Annotated in this window: 16 protein-coding genes; 8 read left to right on the top strand and 8 right to left on the bottom strand. The window is 68.3% G+C overall.

Translation table 11 applies throughout. The features are described 5' to 3' along the window. The coding region (locus ACIQ51_RS09380) for a hypothetical protein (RefSeq protein WP_396204781.1) at positions 1-429 on the bottom strand (429 nt) is incomplete at its 3' end. Continuing rightward, positions 429-833, bottom strand: a complete 405-nt coding sequence (locus tag ACIQ51_RS09375) for a hypothetical protein (protein WP_396204780.1) — start codon at positions 831-833, stop codon at positions 429-431. The genes ACIQ51_RS09380 and ACIQ51_RS09375, both read right to left, overlap by 1 nt. Positions 834-1,056: 223 nt before the next feature. On the opposite strand from ACIQ51_RS09375, the gene ACIQ51_RS09370 reads away from it, so the two are divergent. From ACIQ51_RS09370 to ACIQ51_RS09360, 3 genes are all read left to right on the top strand, one after another. Beyond that, a complete protein-coding gene (locus tag ACIQ51_RS09370) occupies positions 1,057-2,211 on the top strand; it encodes a P-loop NTPase (RefSeq protein WP_396204779.1) in 1,155 nt (384 codons plus the stop codon). Then, a complete protein-coding gene (locus ACIQ51_RS09365; RefSeq protein ID WP_396204778.1) occupies positions 2,192-3,553 on the top strand; it encodes an MATE family efflux transporter in 1,362 nt (453 codons plus the stop codon). The genes ACIQ51_RS09370 and ACIQ51_RS09365 overlap by 20 nt, the downstream gene beginning before the upstream one ends. 89 nt (positions 3,554-3,642) lie before the next feature. Next, on the top strand, positions 3,643-4,401 hold the full coding sequence (locus ACIQ51_RS09360; RefSeq protein ID WP_396204777.1) for an S-adenosyl-l-methionine hydroxide adenosyltransferase family protein: 759 nt from the start codon (positions 3,643-3,645) through the stop codon (positions 4,399-4,401). A gap of 13 nt (positions 4,402-4,414) precedes the next feature. Here ACIQ51_RS09360 and ACIQ51_RS09355 read toward each other — a convergent pair whose 3' ends face one another. The 3 genes from ACIQ51_RS09355 to ACIQ51_RS09345 form a co-directional block, all read right to left on the bottom strand. Further along, positions 4,415-5,149: a hypothetical protein gene (locus tag ACIQ51_RS09355; RefSeq protein ID WP_396204776.1), complete on the bottom strand. Its 735-nt coding sequence runs from the start codon at positions 5,147-5,149 to the stop codon at positions 4,415-4,417. 10 nt (positions 5,150-5,159) lie between these two features. After that, positions 5,160-5,747, bottom strand: coding sequence for a hypothetical protein (locus ACIQ51_RS09350; RefSeq protein ID WP_396204775.1), 588 nt, complete (start codon positions 5,745-5,747; stop codon positions 5,160-5,162). A 118-nt stretch (positions 5,748-5,865) separates the two neighbouring features. Beyond that, complete coding sequence (locus tag ACIQ51_RS09345) at positions 5,866-6,468, bottom strand: RNA polymerase sigma factor (protein WP_396204774.1); 603 nt, start codon at positions 6,466-6,468, stop codon at positions 5,866-5,868. A 107-nt stretch (positions 6,469-6,575) separates the two neighbouring features. On the opposite strand from ACIQ51_RS09345, the gene ACIQ51_RS09340 reads away from it, so the two are divergent. From ACIQ51_RS09340 to ACIQ51_RS09320, 5 genes are all read left to right on the top strand, one after another. Continuing rightward, entirely contained in the window at positions 6,576-7,352 is a 777-nt protein-coding gene (locus tag ACIQ51_RS09340) for a ubiquinone/menaquinone biosynthesis methyltransferase (protein ID WP_396204773.1), read from the top strand. Positions 7,353-7,381: 29 nt separating this feature from the next. Next, on the top strand, positions 7,382-8,866 hold the full coding sequence (locus tag ACIQ51_RS09335; RefSeq protein WP_396204772.1) for a menaquinone biosynthesis decarboxylase: 1,485 nt from the start codon (positions 7,382-7,384) through the stop codon (positions 8,864-8,866). Between the two features lie 7 nt (positions 8,867-8,873). Then, positions 8,874-9,830, top strand: a complete 957-nt coding sequence (locus ACIQ51_RS09330) for a UbiA-like polyprenyltransferase (protein ID WP_396204771.1) — start codon at positions 8,874-8,876, stop codon at positions 9,828-9,830. Beyond that, on the top strand, positions 9,827-10,429 hold the full coding sequence (locus tag ACIQ51_RS09325; RefSeq protein ID WP_396204770.1) for a UbiX family flavin prenyltransferase: 603 nt from the start codon (positions 9,827-9,829) through the stop codon (positions 10,427-10,429). Before ACIQ51_RS09330 ends, ACIQ51_RS09325 begins: the two co-directional genes overlap by 4 nt. Before the next feature lie 90 nt (positions 10,430-10,519). Next, complete coding sequence (locus ACIQ51_RS09320) at positions 10,520-11,014, top strand: metallophosphoesterase family protein (RefSeq protein WP_396204769.1); 495 nt, start codon at positions 10,520-10,522, stop codon at positions 11,012-11,014. Positions 11,015-11,029: 15 nt separating this feature from the next. Here the strand turns inward: ACIQ51_RS09320 and ACIQ51_RS09315 are convergent, their stop codons facing one another. Genes ACIQ51_RS09315 through purD form a run of 3 tightly spaced genes read right to left on the bottom strand, consistent with a single transcriptional unit; the run spans position 11,030 to position 14,423 of the window. Further along, complete coding sequence (locus ACIQ51_RS09315) at positions 11,030-12,319, bottom strand: GIY-YIG nuclease family protein (protein ID WP_396204768.1); 1,290 nt, start codon at positions 12,317-12,319, stop codon at positions 11,030-11,032. Beyond that, positions 12,279-13,133 carry a bifunctional DNA-formamidopyrimidine glycosylase/DNA-(apurinic or apyrimidinic site) lyase gene (gene mutM / locus ACIQ51_RS09310; RefSeq protein WP_396204767.1) on the bottom strand — a complete coding sequence of 285 codons (855 nt, stop codon included), beginning with the start codon at positions 13,131-13,133 and terminating at the stop codon, positions 12,279-12,281. The genes ACIQ51_RS09315 and mutM overlap by 41 nt, the downstream gene beginning before the upstream one ends. A 9-nt stretch (positions 13,134-13,142) precedes the next feature. Beyond that, positions 13,143-14,423, bottom strand: a complete 1,281-nt coding sequence (purD, locus tag ACIQ51_RS09305) for a phosphoribosylamine--glycine ligase (protein WP_396204766.1) — start codon at positions 14,421-14,423, stop codon at positions 13,143-13,145. Between the last annotated feature and the right edge of the window lie 39 nt (positions 14,424-14,462).

Genomic DNA, 14,462 nt, shown 5'->3' with positions numbered 1-14,462 from the left:
GCCGTGCAGGAAGCGTTTCTCGGATTCGCGGAGCAGGCGGATGGCGCTCGTCTGCAGCGCAAAGGGCAGGGTCTCGCGCAGGCCCATGGTGTCGCGGGGGACGCCCTGCAGCACCAACTCGGGTGCGCCGACTCTCTCCTGTAGGGTCCGTGGGGCCACGAGGTTGGCCAGCAGGAAATTGCCGCTGCAGTCCTCCCGAGAGGCCACGAACACGGCTCGCCAGGCACGCCGCGCGGCGGGGCTGGGGGGCGGAAACACGTCGGCGTCCGCCGCCCGGGCTCGACTCGGGTGACCCACAGCGCTCGGTACATCGATGGTGATCGAGAGCAGGAGGACTGCGCCGACCGCCGCCGGCCAGCGCCAGCCCCAGTGGCGCACTCGATGCAGCCGCTCGCGGGGAGCCTCAGTGGCTCCCCGCGTACCGACCATCAGCACGAACTCCCCTCGCCGGACAGCCCGTCGGGCGCCGCATCACCGCCGTCGTCCTTGCCGGTGGAGGTGGCGTCGGCCGGGAATTTCTGCGTCTGCACACAGGTGCCGCTGGCAGTGTGCCGCCGGAAGTCCTTGTAGATGTTCATGTAGCCCTGGCCGGTGCAGGTCCCGAAGGACAGGCTGAAGCCCCAGGCGGATGTGGGCGACGGCTGCAGCGAAATGCTGAAGTTGCAGGTGGTCTGAATGGCCTTCTTGCCGCACTCCGTGATGTGGCCGGCCCCGCAGTCGGTTGTGACCAGATCGTTCGTGGTGGAGGTCTGCGCCCCCACCGGCGTGAAGGCCAGCCCAGCGCTCAGCGCCAGCACGCCGGCCACCGTCTTGGCGAGCATTTCGAGTGACATGGAGATTCCTCGCTGCATCTATCCGTGAAGTGGCGCGCAGCCCTGTGCCGCTGCGCCGGTCGATGGGGCACACCAGTCCGTGACACCCGGCCTCCCCGCGACAGCGCCACCATAGCGCCGGCAAGGCATTGCGCTGTCATCCGAAACACGCGTGTTGGGCCATTCCAACGCGTCGCCGACTGGCCTAGCTTTCCGTTGGTCATTCTGAACCCGTCACTTCCCTATGAAGCCTCTCATGGAGCGGATCACCGGCGCCCTCGCCGCGGTCCGCAATCCGCGTACCGGCGCCGATGTCATGGCTGCCGAACAGGTGCGCGATATCGCCACCAGTGTGGACGGCAAGGTCCGTCTCACCCTGCTCCTCGCCCCCGATGACGACGCCACGCTCGTGCGTGACGTGCGTCAGGCGATCGAAGCGCTCGACGGCGTGACCGACGTGCGCGTCGATGTGCGCGATCCCGCGCAAAGCGAACCCACACCGGCGCGCCGTGCGCCTGCCAATACGATGAACCAGCCGAAGGCACCCGCATCTGGCGGCATGGGCCGCGCCCTCCCCGTCATGGAGGCCGCTCCCGCGCAGAAGGCGCCGCCCAAGGTCCCCGAGCCGGTCCAGTACCCCAACCTCGGGCGCATCCTCGCCATCTCGTCCGGTAAGGGCGGCGTGGGCAAGAGTACGGTGGCGGTGAACCTCGCCATCGCGCTCGCCAAGGCCGGCAAGCGCGTGGGCATCATGGACGCCGACATCTACGGCCCCAACCTCCCGCTCATGCTGGGCGTGGATGCCGCGCCGGCCGTGCGCGACGAGAAGATTATCCCCCTCGAGGCCTACGGCATCAAGGTGATCTCCCTCGGCTTCCTCATCGAGAAGGAGCAGCCGGCGATCTGGCGGGGCCCGATCGTGATGAAGATCATCACGCAGTTCCTGCGTGACGTGGCTTGGGGGCAGCTCGATTATTTCCTCGTGGACATGCCCCCGGGCACCGGTGACGCGCAGCTCTCGCTGGTGCAGGCCACGCAGGTGCACGGCGCCGTGATCGTGACCACGCCGCAGCAGGTCGCGGTGGGCGATGCGCTCCGCGGCGTGAAGATGTTCGAGCGTACCGCCGTGCCGGTGCTCGGCATCGTCGAGAACATGTCCTACTTCGAGAACCCGGAGACGGGCAAGCCGATCGCACTCTTCGGCAGTGGCGGTGGCGAGCGTCTCGCCAAGGAATGCGACCTGCCGCTCCTCGGGCAGGTGCCGATCGATCCGCGCATCCAGGAAGGCGGCGACACGGGACGCCCGATCGTGGACGCCGAGCCGGAGTCAAAGGCCGCGAAGGCGATCAGCGCCATCGCCGAGCGCGTGATGCAGCGCGTTGTCGAACGCTACGGCTGACCTCGAAGCACCCAATGCCCCACGCGGCGAACTCGTTGGCGAGCCCCTCTCGCTGACGATTCGCCGCGTGGCGCTTCCGGCCGTCGTCGCGAACCTGCTGATGACGGCGTTTCACAATGTCGACACGTTCTGGATTGGCCGCACGCTCGGTGCCGATGCGCTCGCAGCCGTCACCGGCGCCGTATTCTGGGTGTGGCTCGTCATCTCCATCGGCGAGATGGTCTCGATCGGGCTCGATGCCATCGTGGCCCGCCGTCATGGTGAACGCCGCCCCGCCGACGCCGCCCGCAGTGCGACCGATGGCGTGCTCCTCGCGATCGCGCTTGGTGCGGCCATCGCCCTGCTGGCGCCGTTCGTGCTCGACACCATGTTCCGGCTCGAAGAGACGAGCGACGCCGTGCGCGCGGTGGGCAAGCAGTATCTTGGCACGTACCTGCTTGGCATGCCGCTCGTGTTCGGCTTCTTCGCCGTCGATGCCACGTTCCGTGGCAAGGGTGATACGCGCACGCCGCTCGTGATTCTCGCGGTCACGACCGTGCTGGGGCTCGTGCTCGATCCGCTGCTCATTCGCGGCATCGGGCCGTTCCCCGAACTCGGCGTCCGCGGTGCCGCGCTCGCGACCCTCGTCCCGCGCGGGCTGGCGTGCGTCGTGGGCGTGGTGCTGCTGCGCAAGGCGCAAATGCTGGCCTGGGCGTGGCCACGGCTCTCGGTGATGGCAACGATCGCGCGTATTGGCGCCCCCGCTGCCGCGACCGGGGTGGCCTTCAGCGCGATCTACGTGTTCCTCACGCGCATCACCACGCAGTTCGGCACGCCGGCGCTGGCCGCGCTCGGCCTGGGCTTTCGCATCGAAAGCGTGGTGTACGTGGCGAGTGTGGGGATGGGAGCCGCCACCGCCGCGATCGTGGGGCAGAGCCTCGGGGCCGGCGACGTCGCGCGCGCGGCCCGCGCCGGGTGGATCAGCATGGGCGTGGTCAGTGCGCTCGGGGCGGTGATGGCCGCCCTGAGTTTCGTCTTCGCCGAGTCGTTCGCCGGGATCTTCTCGAGCGATCCTGCGGTGATCGCGGAGGCGGCGCGGTATCTGCGCATCGCGGCGTTTTCGCAGCTGTTCCTTGGTGCCGAGGTGGTGCTGGAGAGTGCGATGGGCGGCGCGGGGTGGACATTCGTGCCCATGCTGCTCAGTACCGGCATCACGGCGTTGCGTTTGCCCATCGGCGCGTGGGCCGCGCAGCAGTGGGGCACCACGGGCCTCTGGTGGACGATCGCACTGACGGCGGCGGCGCGGGGCGTCGTGATGGCCGCGCTGTGGGGATGGGGACGCTGGCGTGGGGTGCGGGTATAGGCGTCGCGCCATACGATGTCTCTGTCAAAGCTCGTCGAGTGCACCGATATTGGCAGCGTCTGGCATTCCATCCTCAGGCCGCGCATACCATGCCTCCCGCTGCCATTACCCTGCTCACGGATTTCGGTACGGCCGATGGCTACGTGGCCGAACTCAAGGGTGTGCTTGTCTCACTCGCGCCCGGTGCATCGATAGTAGATCTCTCGCACGATATTCCCGCGCAGGATATCGCCATGGCCCGTCTGACGGTGGCGCGCTACTGGAAGCGTTTCCCCGTCGGTACCGTACACGTGGTGGTGGTGGACCCTGGGGTTGGCACCGCGAGGGCCGCCATCGCTATTGCAAGCGATGGGCGACTGCTTGTGGGGCCCGATAATGGCGTGCTCTCGCCAGCGCTCTTCTCGCTCGATGCCCGAGTGGTGCAACTGCCGGTCGATCCACGGGTATCTTCCACCTTTCATGGGCGTGACGTCTTTGCGCCGGTGGCGGCGCGACTCGCGCTCGGCGAGCCACTCGAGGCAGTTGGCGAACCCCATCGGGAGGCAGTCCGATTGCGCACGCCGCAGCCACGGCGCGATGCGTACGGTTTGCTTCATGGCGTGGTCCTGACTTTCGATCGATTCGGCAACGTCATCACCAACCTCATCACGCAGGAACGGGTAGGGATGGTGAAAGTCGCGGGACGCGCGGCGCGACTCGTACGCACCTACGGTGAGGCGGCACCCGGCGAAATGGTGGCGCTCGTCGGCTCGAGCGGACTGGTAGAGATAGCGGTGCGCGAGGGCAATGCAGCACAGACGCTTGGTATATCCCGTGGTGATGCGGTCGTGCTCACGGCCGCGAACTGATCACCATACCACGCTAGAGCTCTGCGCCCGGCCCCGTGCCCGCGTTGTTGTCGACCGGGCGGCGTGCGGCCACCACTCCCTGCACAGGCGTGGGCGTCTGCCAGCTCACAGGCGTCTGTACTGCGTTCACGCCGGTGCTGCTGGCCGCCCCCCATCGGCCGGTGAACCCACCGAATGAGCTGCCGCCCATGCGGCCGAACTGTACGCTGAGGCGAGACACGCCGATGCGGCTCTTCACGACCGCGCCAAGTCCCACCGTGGCCACCGCCCAGGTAAACGCCACCGCCGCTAGGCGGGCGAGTGCACCCGCTACCGGGACCGGGCCGGCCACCGCCGCCCCGAACCACACGAGGCTGAGCGCGACCAGCCCGACCACCAGGCCGCGCAAGGCGGCACCACGCTCGGTGCCGCTGCGCCCTCGCCCCGCAACGGCACGCCCAATCACCATGGCCACGGCCAGAATGCCGAGGGTGACGGCGCCCGCTAGGGCGAGCGCCCACGCCAGCGCCGCGATCGGGATGGCCAGCAGGCCGATGATGGTGATGGCGCAGGCGATCAGTAGCAGGGCCAGGACGGGGACCGCCAGCAACTGCGCGAGCACGCCCGCCCAGAAGCTGCCGCTCACATCACGCGCCGCGCTCTTGGCGACCGCGAGCAGTGCCTCTTCTGCCGTCATGAGGACGACCAGTCCGATCACCAGACCGACGCCGAAGGTGCCGGATACCGCCGTGAGGGTGGAGGTCAGCATGCCCGTGCGCTCAGCGCGAAGTGCGCGATGACGTGGCGAGGGCGCGGAGGCCCATAACCCCCATGCCGGCCGCGGCGACGAAGCCGCCGAACGCCACCGCCATCACTTCAGGGGAGCTGCTGCGGAGCGTCTCCAGGCCGGGCTGTCCCAGCACGGTGACCATCACATCGGAACCGGCCGCCACCACCTGCTCGCGGAAACGCTCGAGGCCGAGGCTGGCCAGCAGGACGCCCATGTCGGCACGGGCCACGGCCCACGTGGCACCCGCGGTGGCCAGACCGGCCGTCACCGCGGCCCCAAACCCGGCCGCAATTCGGGCGGGGCGGCTGGTCGGGACCAGGTCGGCCATCGTACGGCTGGCCGCGGCATGCCACGGCTCGAACACCTGCACCTGCCTCATGACCCGATCGGAGAAGGCCGCCGACGGCGAAAAATCGGGGAGGGTGTCGAGCGCCAGCATGAGCTCCCGAGCATGTTCCAGCTCGCCCTGACACGCCAAACACGACCAGACGTGCGCCCGTAACGGGGCCACGCCGAAGCCTTCTTCGCCATCGAGCAAGAGCTCGATTTCGTCGGGTCTGAGATGTCTGTCGCTCATACGGATCCCTCCACACTCGAACTACGCGGTGCGGTGGTGCGGGGTTTCAGTGGGTATGCCGGCGATTTGTCCACGGATCCGCGGCACGGTACGCCGTCGGGGGCGGCCCAGTGACGGTTCATTCCCGCAGCGCTTCGAGGGCCTTGCGGAGCTCGTGCCGCGCCCGGTGGATGTAGGTCTTCACGGTGCCGAGTGGGAGGTCAAGCGTGGCCGCGATCTCTTCGTAGGCCCGTCCCTCCACGTGACGCAGCATGATGCAGGCACGATACTCGGGCCGAAGGTTGGCGATGGCCCGCTCGATCGCCGAGCCGAGCTCCTTGGCCTCGAGTTCGTCGAGCGCACTCTCCTGGTCCGCCTCGAGGTCGAGCGAACTGGCTTCCACCTCCGACGCCGTGGTGGCGTGGGGGCTCCCGTCCATGCTGATCGTGTCCAGCCTGCGACGGCGCAGATGATCGATTGCCACGTTGTTGGCAATCTTGAACAGCCAGCTCGAGAACTTGAAATCGGGGCTGTAGCGGTCGATGTGGTTCAGCACCTTCACGAAGGCGTCCTGCGCCAGATCCTCCGCCGTTTCCCGGTCACGCACCATGCGGTAGACGAGCGAGAACACCGGCCGCTCGTAGCGGCGCACGAGCTCCCGGAAGGCGAGCTCGCGCCCCTGCTGGGCGAGTCGGACGACATCAGCATCGGGGAGTGTCCCCAGCTCATCGAGAGTCGGCATGCGCAGCGGGCAAGGTAGCCCGCCGTTCGTCCCCCGACCAGTTGACCGCCTCGAAATCGCTGTCGATCCCCGCTTGCTCGGTCTGCCTCCCCCCTTGATGTTTCGGGATGGCACGCACCACCGACGCCCCTCCGCACGCGCCCTCGCCGCCGGCCGACGCTCTCACCGTCGCGGCCAATGCGGCCCAGGGCGAGGGCAAGCGCGAATACGTGCAGCGCATGTTCTCCGACATCGCGCCGCGCTACGACCTCCTCAACCACGTGTTGTCGCTCAACATCGACAAACGGTGGCGGCAGCGTGCCCTGCGCGCCCTCGGCTGGACGGACCGTCCCACCGGCACCTTCCTCGATCTCTGTGCCGGCACGCTCGACGTCGGGGCCATGCTCGTGAAACAGCAGGGGTTCAAGGGCTTTGTGGCCGGTGCCGACTTCGCCGTGCCCATGCTGCAATACGGCACCGGCAAGGCGCCGCGCGCCGTGCTCGCTCCTGTCGGTGCCGATGCGCTGCAGCTGCCCTTCGCCCCAGCCAGTCTCGATGGGGCCATCGTGGCGTTCGGCATCCGCAACGTGGCCGATCTCGATGCCGGGCTGCGCGAAGTACGGCGCGTGCTGCGCCCCGGCGCGCGCTTCGTGATTCTCGAATTTTCCACGCCGCGCTTCGCCCTCGTGCGCGCGGCGTACCTCGCCTACTTCCACCACGTGCTGCCCTTCGTCGGGCGCCTCGTGAGTGGGCATGCGTCGGCCTACACGTATCTCCCCATGTCGGTGGCGAACTTTCCAACCGAAGAGACCCTGGCCGAGCGCATGCGCGCCGCCGGATTCTCCACCGTCACGTGGGAACGACTCACCCTCGGCATTGCCGCCATTCACACCGGCACCGTCTAACCGCCCGCGGTCCGGCGACTCACCTACGTATGGCACTCGATACTCTTTCCGAATTCATTGACGCAATCGACCGCATCGGCGAGCTGCATCGTATCTCGCAGCCGGTGAAGGTGCATCTCGAACTCACCGAAATCGCCGATCGCGTGTCCAAGATGCCCGGCGGCGGCAAGGCGCTGCTGTTCGAGAAGCCGGTGCTGCGCGACGGCACCATCTCGCCGTACCCGGTGGCGATCAACCTCTTCGGCTCCATGAAGCGCATGTCGCTCGCGCTCGGGGTGGACAACCTCGACGACATCGGCGCGCGCATTACGCAGCTCATGGACCTCAAGGTGCCCGATGGCTTCCTCGGCAAGCTGTCACTGCTGCCGCGCCTCTTGGAGGTGGCCAAGTTTCCGCCGCGGGTGAAGGGCGGCTCGCCGTCGTGCCAGGAGATCGTGTGGCAGGGTGACGAGATCGATCTCGACAAGATCCCCGTGCTGCACTGCTGGCCAGAGGACGGCGGCCCGTACATCACCATGACGGCCGTGATCTCCAAGGACCCCGCACGCGGTATCCGCAATGTGGGCATGTACCGCGTGCAGCAACTCGGAAAGAAGCACGTGGGCATGCACTGGCAGCGCCACAAGACGGGGGCGGAGCACATGCGGCAGATGGCCGAGCGCGGCGAGAAGATGCCGGTGTGTATTGTGGTGGGCAGCGACCCCGCCAGCATGTTCAGCGCGAGCGCGCCGCTCCCGCCCAACATCGACGAATTCCTCTTCGCCGGCTTCCTGCGCCGTGATCCGGTGCGGCTCACGAAGGCGGTCACTAACGATCTCGAAGTGCCTGCCGATGCGGAGTTCGTGATCGAGGGGTACATCGATCCGGCGGAAGAGCTGATTGTGGAGGGGCCGTTCGGAGACCACACGGGCTTCTACAGCGAAGCGGATCTGTATCCACGCGTGCACGTGACGGCGGTGACGATGCGGCGCAACGCGGTGTACTCCACGACCATCGTTGGGCGCCCGCCCATGGAAGACTTCTACCTCGGTCATGCCACCGAGCGGATCTTCCTGCCGCTGCTCAAGCTTACTACGCCGGAGGTGGTGGACTACCACATGCCGGCCGAGGGGGGCTTTCACAACCTCGTGTTCGTGAGCATCGACAAGAAGTATCCCGGGCACGCCGACAAGGTGATGCACGCATTGTGGGGGCAGGGGCTCATGTCGCTCGCCAAGGTGCTGGTGGTGGTCGACAAGGAGATCAATGTGCGCAACCCCGTAGAAGCGTGGTGGGTGGCGCTCAACAACATGGACCCGCAGCGCGACGTGCGCTTCACCATGGGGCCCGTGGATGTGCTCGATCATGCCAGCCGCGCGTTCACGTACGGCAGCAAGATGGGGATCGACGCGACGCGCAAGTGGCCGGAGGAGGGCTTCACGCGCGCCTGGCCCAAGGTGATTGCGATGGACGCGGCCACGAAGCAGGCGGTCGACGCCAAGTGGGCGAGTCTCGGGTTGGGCCCGACCTCGTGAGCCACCCGTGACCACGCCGTCGAACATCGTGCCGCCCAAGGGCGCGCGCGACGGACAGCTCATGCGTGGGCAGTCGCTGCCGGTGCGGCTCGCCAACTTCGTGAAGCTGCCGCACACGGTGTTCGCCATGCCGTTCTCGCTCGTGGGGGTGATCTTCGCGAGCGTGATTGCGCCGGTCACCCCGGCCATGGTGGGATGGGTACTGCTGGCCTTTACCAGCGCGCGTTTCGCGGCGATGGCATTCAACCGGCTGGTGGATCGCGATGTGGATGCGATCAACCCGCGCACGGCGATGCGCGAACTGCCGGCGGGCACGCTGACGGTGGGGCAGGCGACGTTCAGTATTGCCCTCATGTCGGCGCTGTTTGTGTTCGCGAGTTGGATGCTCAACCCGCTCTGCTTGGCGCTCTCGCCGGTCGCACTATTGTGGGTGCTGGGGTACAGCTACACCAAGCGGTTCACGCGCTGGTCACACCTGTGGCTCGGGCTGGGGCTGGCGATCGCACCCGTCGGTGGATTTCTCGCGGTGACGGGGGCGTGGAGCGATCCGTGGTGGTTACTGATCGTCCTGGCGCTGGCGGTGGTGTGTTGGAGCGGTGGCTTCGACATGATTTACGCGTTGCAGGATGCGGAGTTCGACGCGACGCACGGGCTGCACAGCGTGCCTAGCACCTTTGGCGTGCACAAGGCCATCGGTATTGCGCGTACGCTGCATGTGCTGGCGGTGGTCTGCTTCGCCGGTGTAATCGCCATGCAGCCGTTGGGGGCCGCCCCGGTGGTGAATGGCATCCTCTGGGCGGGGGTCGCCGGTGTGGCCGGCCTGCTGCGCTGGGAGCATCGCTTGGTGAAGGCGGATGACCTGAGCCGGGTCGACGCGGCGTTCTTCACGATGAACGGCATCATTGCGATCGGATTCCTCGCGGCCGTGTTCACGGCGCGACTTCTCATGGGAGGCCAGGGGTGAACAGCAAACGGCATCCGGTGGTGCTGGCCATTACGGGCGCGTCAGGGGCCCCGTACGCCGTGCGGCTGCTGCAGGCGTTGGTGGAACTGGAGGTACCCACGTGGCTGATCGTCTCGAGTCACGGGTGGCGCCTGCTCCGCACGGAGAGCGCGATCGGAGATCTCGAGGCGCTGCGGCAACACGTGGGGGCGTCGGCGTTCGATGCCTGCGTGACCGTGTTCGACGACAACGATCGCGGCGCCGCGCCGGCCAGCGGTTCCGCGCGCACCAGCGGCATGGTGGTCTGTCCGTGCAGCATGGGGACCGTGAGCGCCATTGCACACGGTACGTCGCGTTCGCTCGTGGAGCGTGCGGCCGATGTGGTGCTCAAGGAGCGGCGCAAACTGCTGCTCGTGCCACGGGAAACGCCGCTGTCCCTCATTCATCTCGAGAACCTTGCCAGCGTCACGCGCGCGGGGGCTACGGTGATTCCCGCGGCCCCCGGGTTCTATCATCAGCCCTCGTCGATCGCCGAGCTGGTGGATTTCATGGTGGCCAGGGTCCTCGATCATCTCGATCTCGAGCACGCGGTGGGGAAGCGCTGGGGCAATACGCACTGAGCGCAGCGGGACGCTACACGCCACCCCTCGGCGGAGCTCGATCACCCGCCATGCACCGCCCATGACTGACTACCCGCATCGCCACTGCCCATGAACGCCCGCGCCACGATCATCGGTCTCATTTCCGACACGCACGGCCTCGTGCGCCCACAGGTATTCGACGCGCTGCAGGGGGTGTCGCAGATCCTGCACGCGGGTGATGTGGGCCCCGCTGACGTCCTCGCGGAGCTGGCCACGATCGCGCCGATCCGCGCCGTATACGGCAACACCGACGCCCCCGGGCGCCCGGACCTGGCCGAGCGGATCGAAGAGGTGATCGATGGGGTGCGCATCGTGGTCACGCACGGCCATGAGCTGGGGAGCCCCACGCCACCCAAGCTGGTGGGCGCCTATCCGAACGCCGATGTGATCGTGTACGGGCACACGCACCAGCAGCTGGTGACCAAGGCGGCGCGCCGCGTGGTCGTAAACCCCGGCGCGGCGGGCCCCCGTCGCTTCAAGCTGCAGCCGTGCGTGGCCAAACTCTACATCTGGCAGGGACAGGCCGATGTGGAGCTCATTCCGTTGGGCATCGACGCGGAGTGACGCGCGGGCAGGCCGTTACGGCAGCTCGCCAAGGGAGAGGGGCAGGCGCTCCCGCAGATGCACGGCGAGCTTCTCGAGGGCGCCCACGACCGTGTCGGCGGTGAGGGCGGTTTCCCCGTTGCGGCCGCGGAACCACGATTCCAAAAGCAGCAGCTCGTCGAGCTGTTCGACCATCGCGCCGGTGGGCGGCTGCACCGCCCGCTGCTCCATCTCCTGCAGCGCGTTCACTGCGTGCGGATCACGGCAGCGCGCTTCGGCCATGACGCGGCCGTGGCGCACGAGATAGAGCCGGTCGTCGGTGTCGCGCCCCGGGACGGCATACACGAAGCTCGGGCGGGTGAGCGCCTCACGTACGCGGGCGAGTTGCGCCTCGAGCTCCTGCAGCGACGTGAGCCGGTCGCGCAGCCAGCCGGCGCGTTCGTAGCTCAGGGCCGCGCTGGCGGCGGCCATTTCGCGCACGAGCTGCTGCTGCGGTGCATCGTCGCGCCCCTCGAGTACCGCGCGCGCGCGTGAGAGCTGCGTGCGGTACTCGTAGGCGCTGGTCGCGCCCACGCAGGGGCCAAGGCAGCGCTTCGTCTCGTGGCGGTGGCAGCCGGGCGTGCGCTGCATGGCGGGGTGCGTGTCCTCGAACAGCTCGGCCACATCATGCATGTGCATGCGCACGCGGTCGCTGCAGTCGCGCAGTCCGAGGGCATCGTTGAGCACCCGCAGCGCATCCTGCAGTGGCCGTCGTGACGCGAACGGCCCCACCATCTGCGCTCCATCGCGTGAGCGCGCGGCCGCGCTGGCCTTCTGGATACGCAGACGGGGGGCCGGCCCCTTGGCGATCGTGATGACCCACCATTTGTCGAGCGGCCGCGCTGATCGCACGTTGTAGCGCGGCAGGTGCGCCCGGATGAGCCGCACCTCGCGCAGCAGGGCCGCGAACTCCGAGGGCAGCGGTTCCCACTCGATGCGCGCCGTTTCGCGCAGCAGGCGTGCGTGTCGATGCTCGGGCCACGGGAGCCTGAAGTACGACAGCAGGCGCGTACGCACCTGCGTGCTCTTGCCCACGTAGAGCACCTCGCCGTGGGCGCCGCGCATGAGGTATACCCCCGGCACGTTGCGCGTGCTCTCACGCACCTGCGCCCTGAGCCGCGCCACGTCGGCATCGGGAGTGCTGACCGCCAGATCGAGCTGCGTGGCCAGCGCCGGCTTCTTGGTGCGGGCGCTGCGGGCGCTGCGGGCGCTGCGGGGGAGCGAGGGGAGCAGCGCCCCGGCCAGCTCAGTACTGACACCCCGGGCAGAAGACCGTGCTGCGTCCATCCACGGCGTGCGTGCCAACCAGGCGGCGCCCGCATCGACGACAGGGTGCGCCGGCGCGGCCGTAGGCCGCCAGCTGCTCGACGAAGCGGCCCCGCTCACCGCGCGCATCCCGGTAGTCGCGAAAGCTGGTACCGCGCGCCGCGATACTGGCCGTGAGCACCTGCTGTAACGCCTGCCGGAGCGTGGCGTACTCGCCGGCGCTCAGGGTGCGTGCCTCGCGGGATGGATCGATACCGGCGTGCCACAGGGCCTCGTTTGCGTAGATGTTGCCAACGCCTGCGAGTCGCTTTTGATCCATCAGCGTGATCTTGATGGCCTGCCGCGACTCCCGAATACACACCGAAAATGCGTCGTCGGTGAGCTCGGGGTCAAGAGGCTCCGCACCGAGTGCGCCGGAATACGCGGCAAACCGCGCACGATCCATCAGCGCCACGGTGCCGAGGCGCCGCACGTCCCGGTAGTGCAGGGCGCGTCCGTCGCCGAGGGTGAGGGTCACGCACACGTAGGCACGCTCGGCGGCATCCAACGACCCGTCGTCCACCACGAGGCCGCCGGTGAAGCGCGGCTGCACCACGAGGCGCCACGCCGGGTCGAGCGCCGCCAGTTCCGGGCGGGCGTCGAAATCGAGCACGATCAGCTTGGCGCGACGCCACACGCGGCGGATGGGGCGCCCGAGCAAGGCGTCGGCAACCCCCTCGAGGTGCGCTTCGCGGAGCACGTCGGGGCGGGGGACGGTCACCCCCGTAACGACGGCGCCCACGACCATCTCGTGCAGGTCGCGGGCGATCGTCTCGGTTTCGGGGAGTTCAGGCACGGGCGCTGGTCACCCCAGTCGGGCTGCCTCGCGCCAGCCGATGTCGCGACGGTATATCGCCCCGTCGAACTCGATGCGCGACGCGGCGTCGCGCGAGGCCTGCTGCGCTGCCGCAAAGCTGTCGGCCAACGCGGTCACGGCGAACACGCGGCCGCCGCTGGTGAGCAGGGCCCCGTTCGCATCGCGTTTCGTGCCCGCGTGGAACACGCGCACATCGTCGCCGAAGCTCGGCAGATGCACGGGGAAGCCGGTCTGCGGCGCCTCGGGGTAGCCGCCCGAGGCCACGACGGTGGTCACGCTCGCACCACCGCGCCAGGTGAACGGCGCCATGTTGCCGATGCGCGCGCCGCGTGCCACCGCGAGCATGGGATCGAGCAGGCTGCTGGTGAGCATGGGGAGAATCGCCTGCGTTTCGGGATCGCCGAAGCGGCAGTTGAACTCCACCACCTTGGGACCGTCGGGGGTGAGCATCAGCCCCGCGTAGAGCAGCCCTGAGAACGGGGTGCCGCGCTTCCGCAGCGCATGCAGGGTGGGGAGGAAGATCCGCTCCGTCACGTCGTCCACGAGCGCTGGCGTGGAGAACGACACGGGCGTGTACGCGCCCATACCGCCGGTGTTGGGGCCTTCGTCGCCATCGTGCAGACGCTTGTGATCCTGCGCGCCGATCATGGGCAGCACGTCGTAGCCGTCGGCGATCGCGAAGAGCGAGAGCTCCTCGCCCGTCATGAACGACTCCACCAGGCATTCGGCACCCGCTTCACCGAACACGCGATCGTCGAGGATGCGGTCGATGGCATCGAACGCCTCCGTCTCCGTCTGGCAGACGATCACGCCTTTGCCGGCCGCGAGGCCGCTGGCCTTGATCACCACCGGCGCTCCGAAGCGCGCCTTCACCGCGGCCTTGGCTTCGCTCGCCACACGATGCGTTTCCGCATGGGCCGTGGGGATACCAGCGGCCATCATGAGCGCCTTCGTGTCGGCCTTGCTGGTCTCCACCGTGGCTGCGCCCATCGTGGGGCCGAAGGCCGGAATGCGGCGCTGCTGCAGATAGTCCACCACGCCCGCCGCCAGCGGTGCCTCGGGGCCGATCAGCACCAGGTCCACCTGCTCCTGCTCGGCCAGCGCCGCCACCGCCTGCGGGTCGTCGGCCTTGACCGACACGAGCCGCGCGAGGTCCGCAATCCCGGGATTCCCGGGACCCGCGATGAGCTCCACCGCCGTATTCTCGCGGGACAGCGCATCTGCGAGGGCATGTTCACGGCCGCCCGAGCCGAGGAGGAGAATCTTCATGCGGCCAATCTAGCCGGAAAAGAGCGGCGGAGGCACGGA

Source organism: Gemmatimonas sp., assembly GCF_044344655.1.
Classification (GTDB): domain Bacteria; phylum Gemmatimonadota; class Gemmatimonadetes; order Gemmatimonadales; family Gemmatimonadaceae; genus Gemmatimonas.
The sequence above is the reverse complement of the archived record's forward strand: the minus strand, read 5'-3'. Positions and strand labels throughout refer to the sequence as shown.

What these genes read in the sequence shown, in the direction of transcription:
- ACIQ51_RS09370 (WP_396204779.1), top strand. Translation starts at nt 1,057, where the DNA reads ATGAAGCCTCTCATGGAGCGGATCACCGGCGCCCTCGCCGCGGTCCGC.
- purD (WP_396204766.1), bottom strand. Translation starts at nt 14,423, where the DNA reads ATGAAGATTCTCCTCCTCGGCTCGGGCGGCCGTGAACATGCCCTCGCA.
- ACIQ51_RS09335 (WP_396204772.1), top strand. Translation starts at nt 7,382, where the DNA reads ATGGCACTCGATACTCTTTCCGAATTCATTGACGCAATCGACCGCATC.
- ACIQ51_RS09360 (WP_396204777.1), top strand. Translation starts at nt 3,643, where the DNA reads ATGCCTCCCGCTGCCATTACCCTGCTCACGGATTTCGGTACGGCCGAT.
- ACIQ51_RS09315 (WP_396204768.1), bottom strand. Translation starts at nt 12,319, where the DNA reads ATGGACGCAGCACGGTCTTCTGCCCGGGGTGTCAGTACTGAGCTGGCC.
- ACIQ51_RS09350 (WP_396204775.1), bottom strand. Translation starts at nt 5,747, where the DNA reads ATGAGCGACAGACATCTCAGACCCGACGAAATCGAGCTCTTGCTCGAT.
- ACIQ51_RS09320 (WP_396204769.1), top strand. Translation starts at nt 10,520, where the DNA reads ATGAACGCCCGCGCCACGATCATCGGTCTCATTTCCGACACGCACGGC.
- ACIQ51_RS09355 (WP_396204776.1), bottom strand. Translation starts at nt 5,149, where the DNA reads ATGCTGACCTCCACCCTCACGGCGGTATCCGGCACCTTCGGCGTCGGT.
- ACIQ51_RS09340 (WP_396204773.1), top strand. Translation starts at nt 6,576, where the DNA reads ATGGCACGCACCACCGACGCCCCTCCGCACGCGCCCTCGCCGCCGGCC.
- ACIQ51_RS09375 (WP_396204780.1), bottom strand. Translation starts at nt 833, where the DNA reads ATGTCACTCGAAATGCTCGCCAAGACGGTGGCCGGCGTGCTGGCGCTG.
- ACIQ51_RS09345 (WP_396204774.1), bottom strand. Translation starts at nt 6,468, where the DNA reads ATGCCGACTCTCGATGAGCTGGGGACACTCCCCGATGCTGATGTCGTC.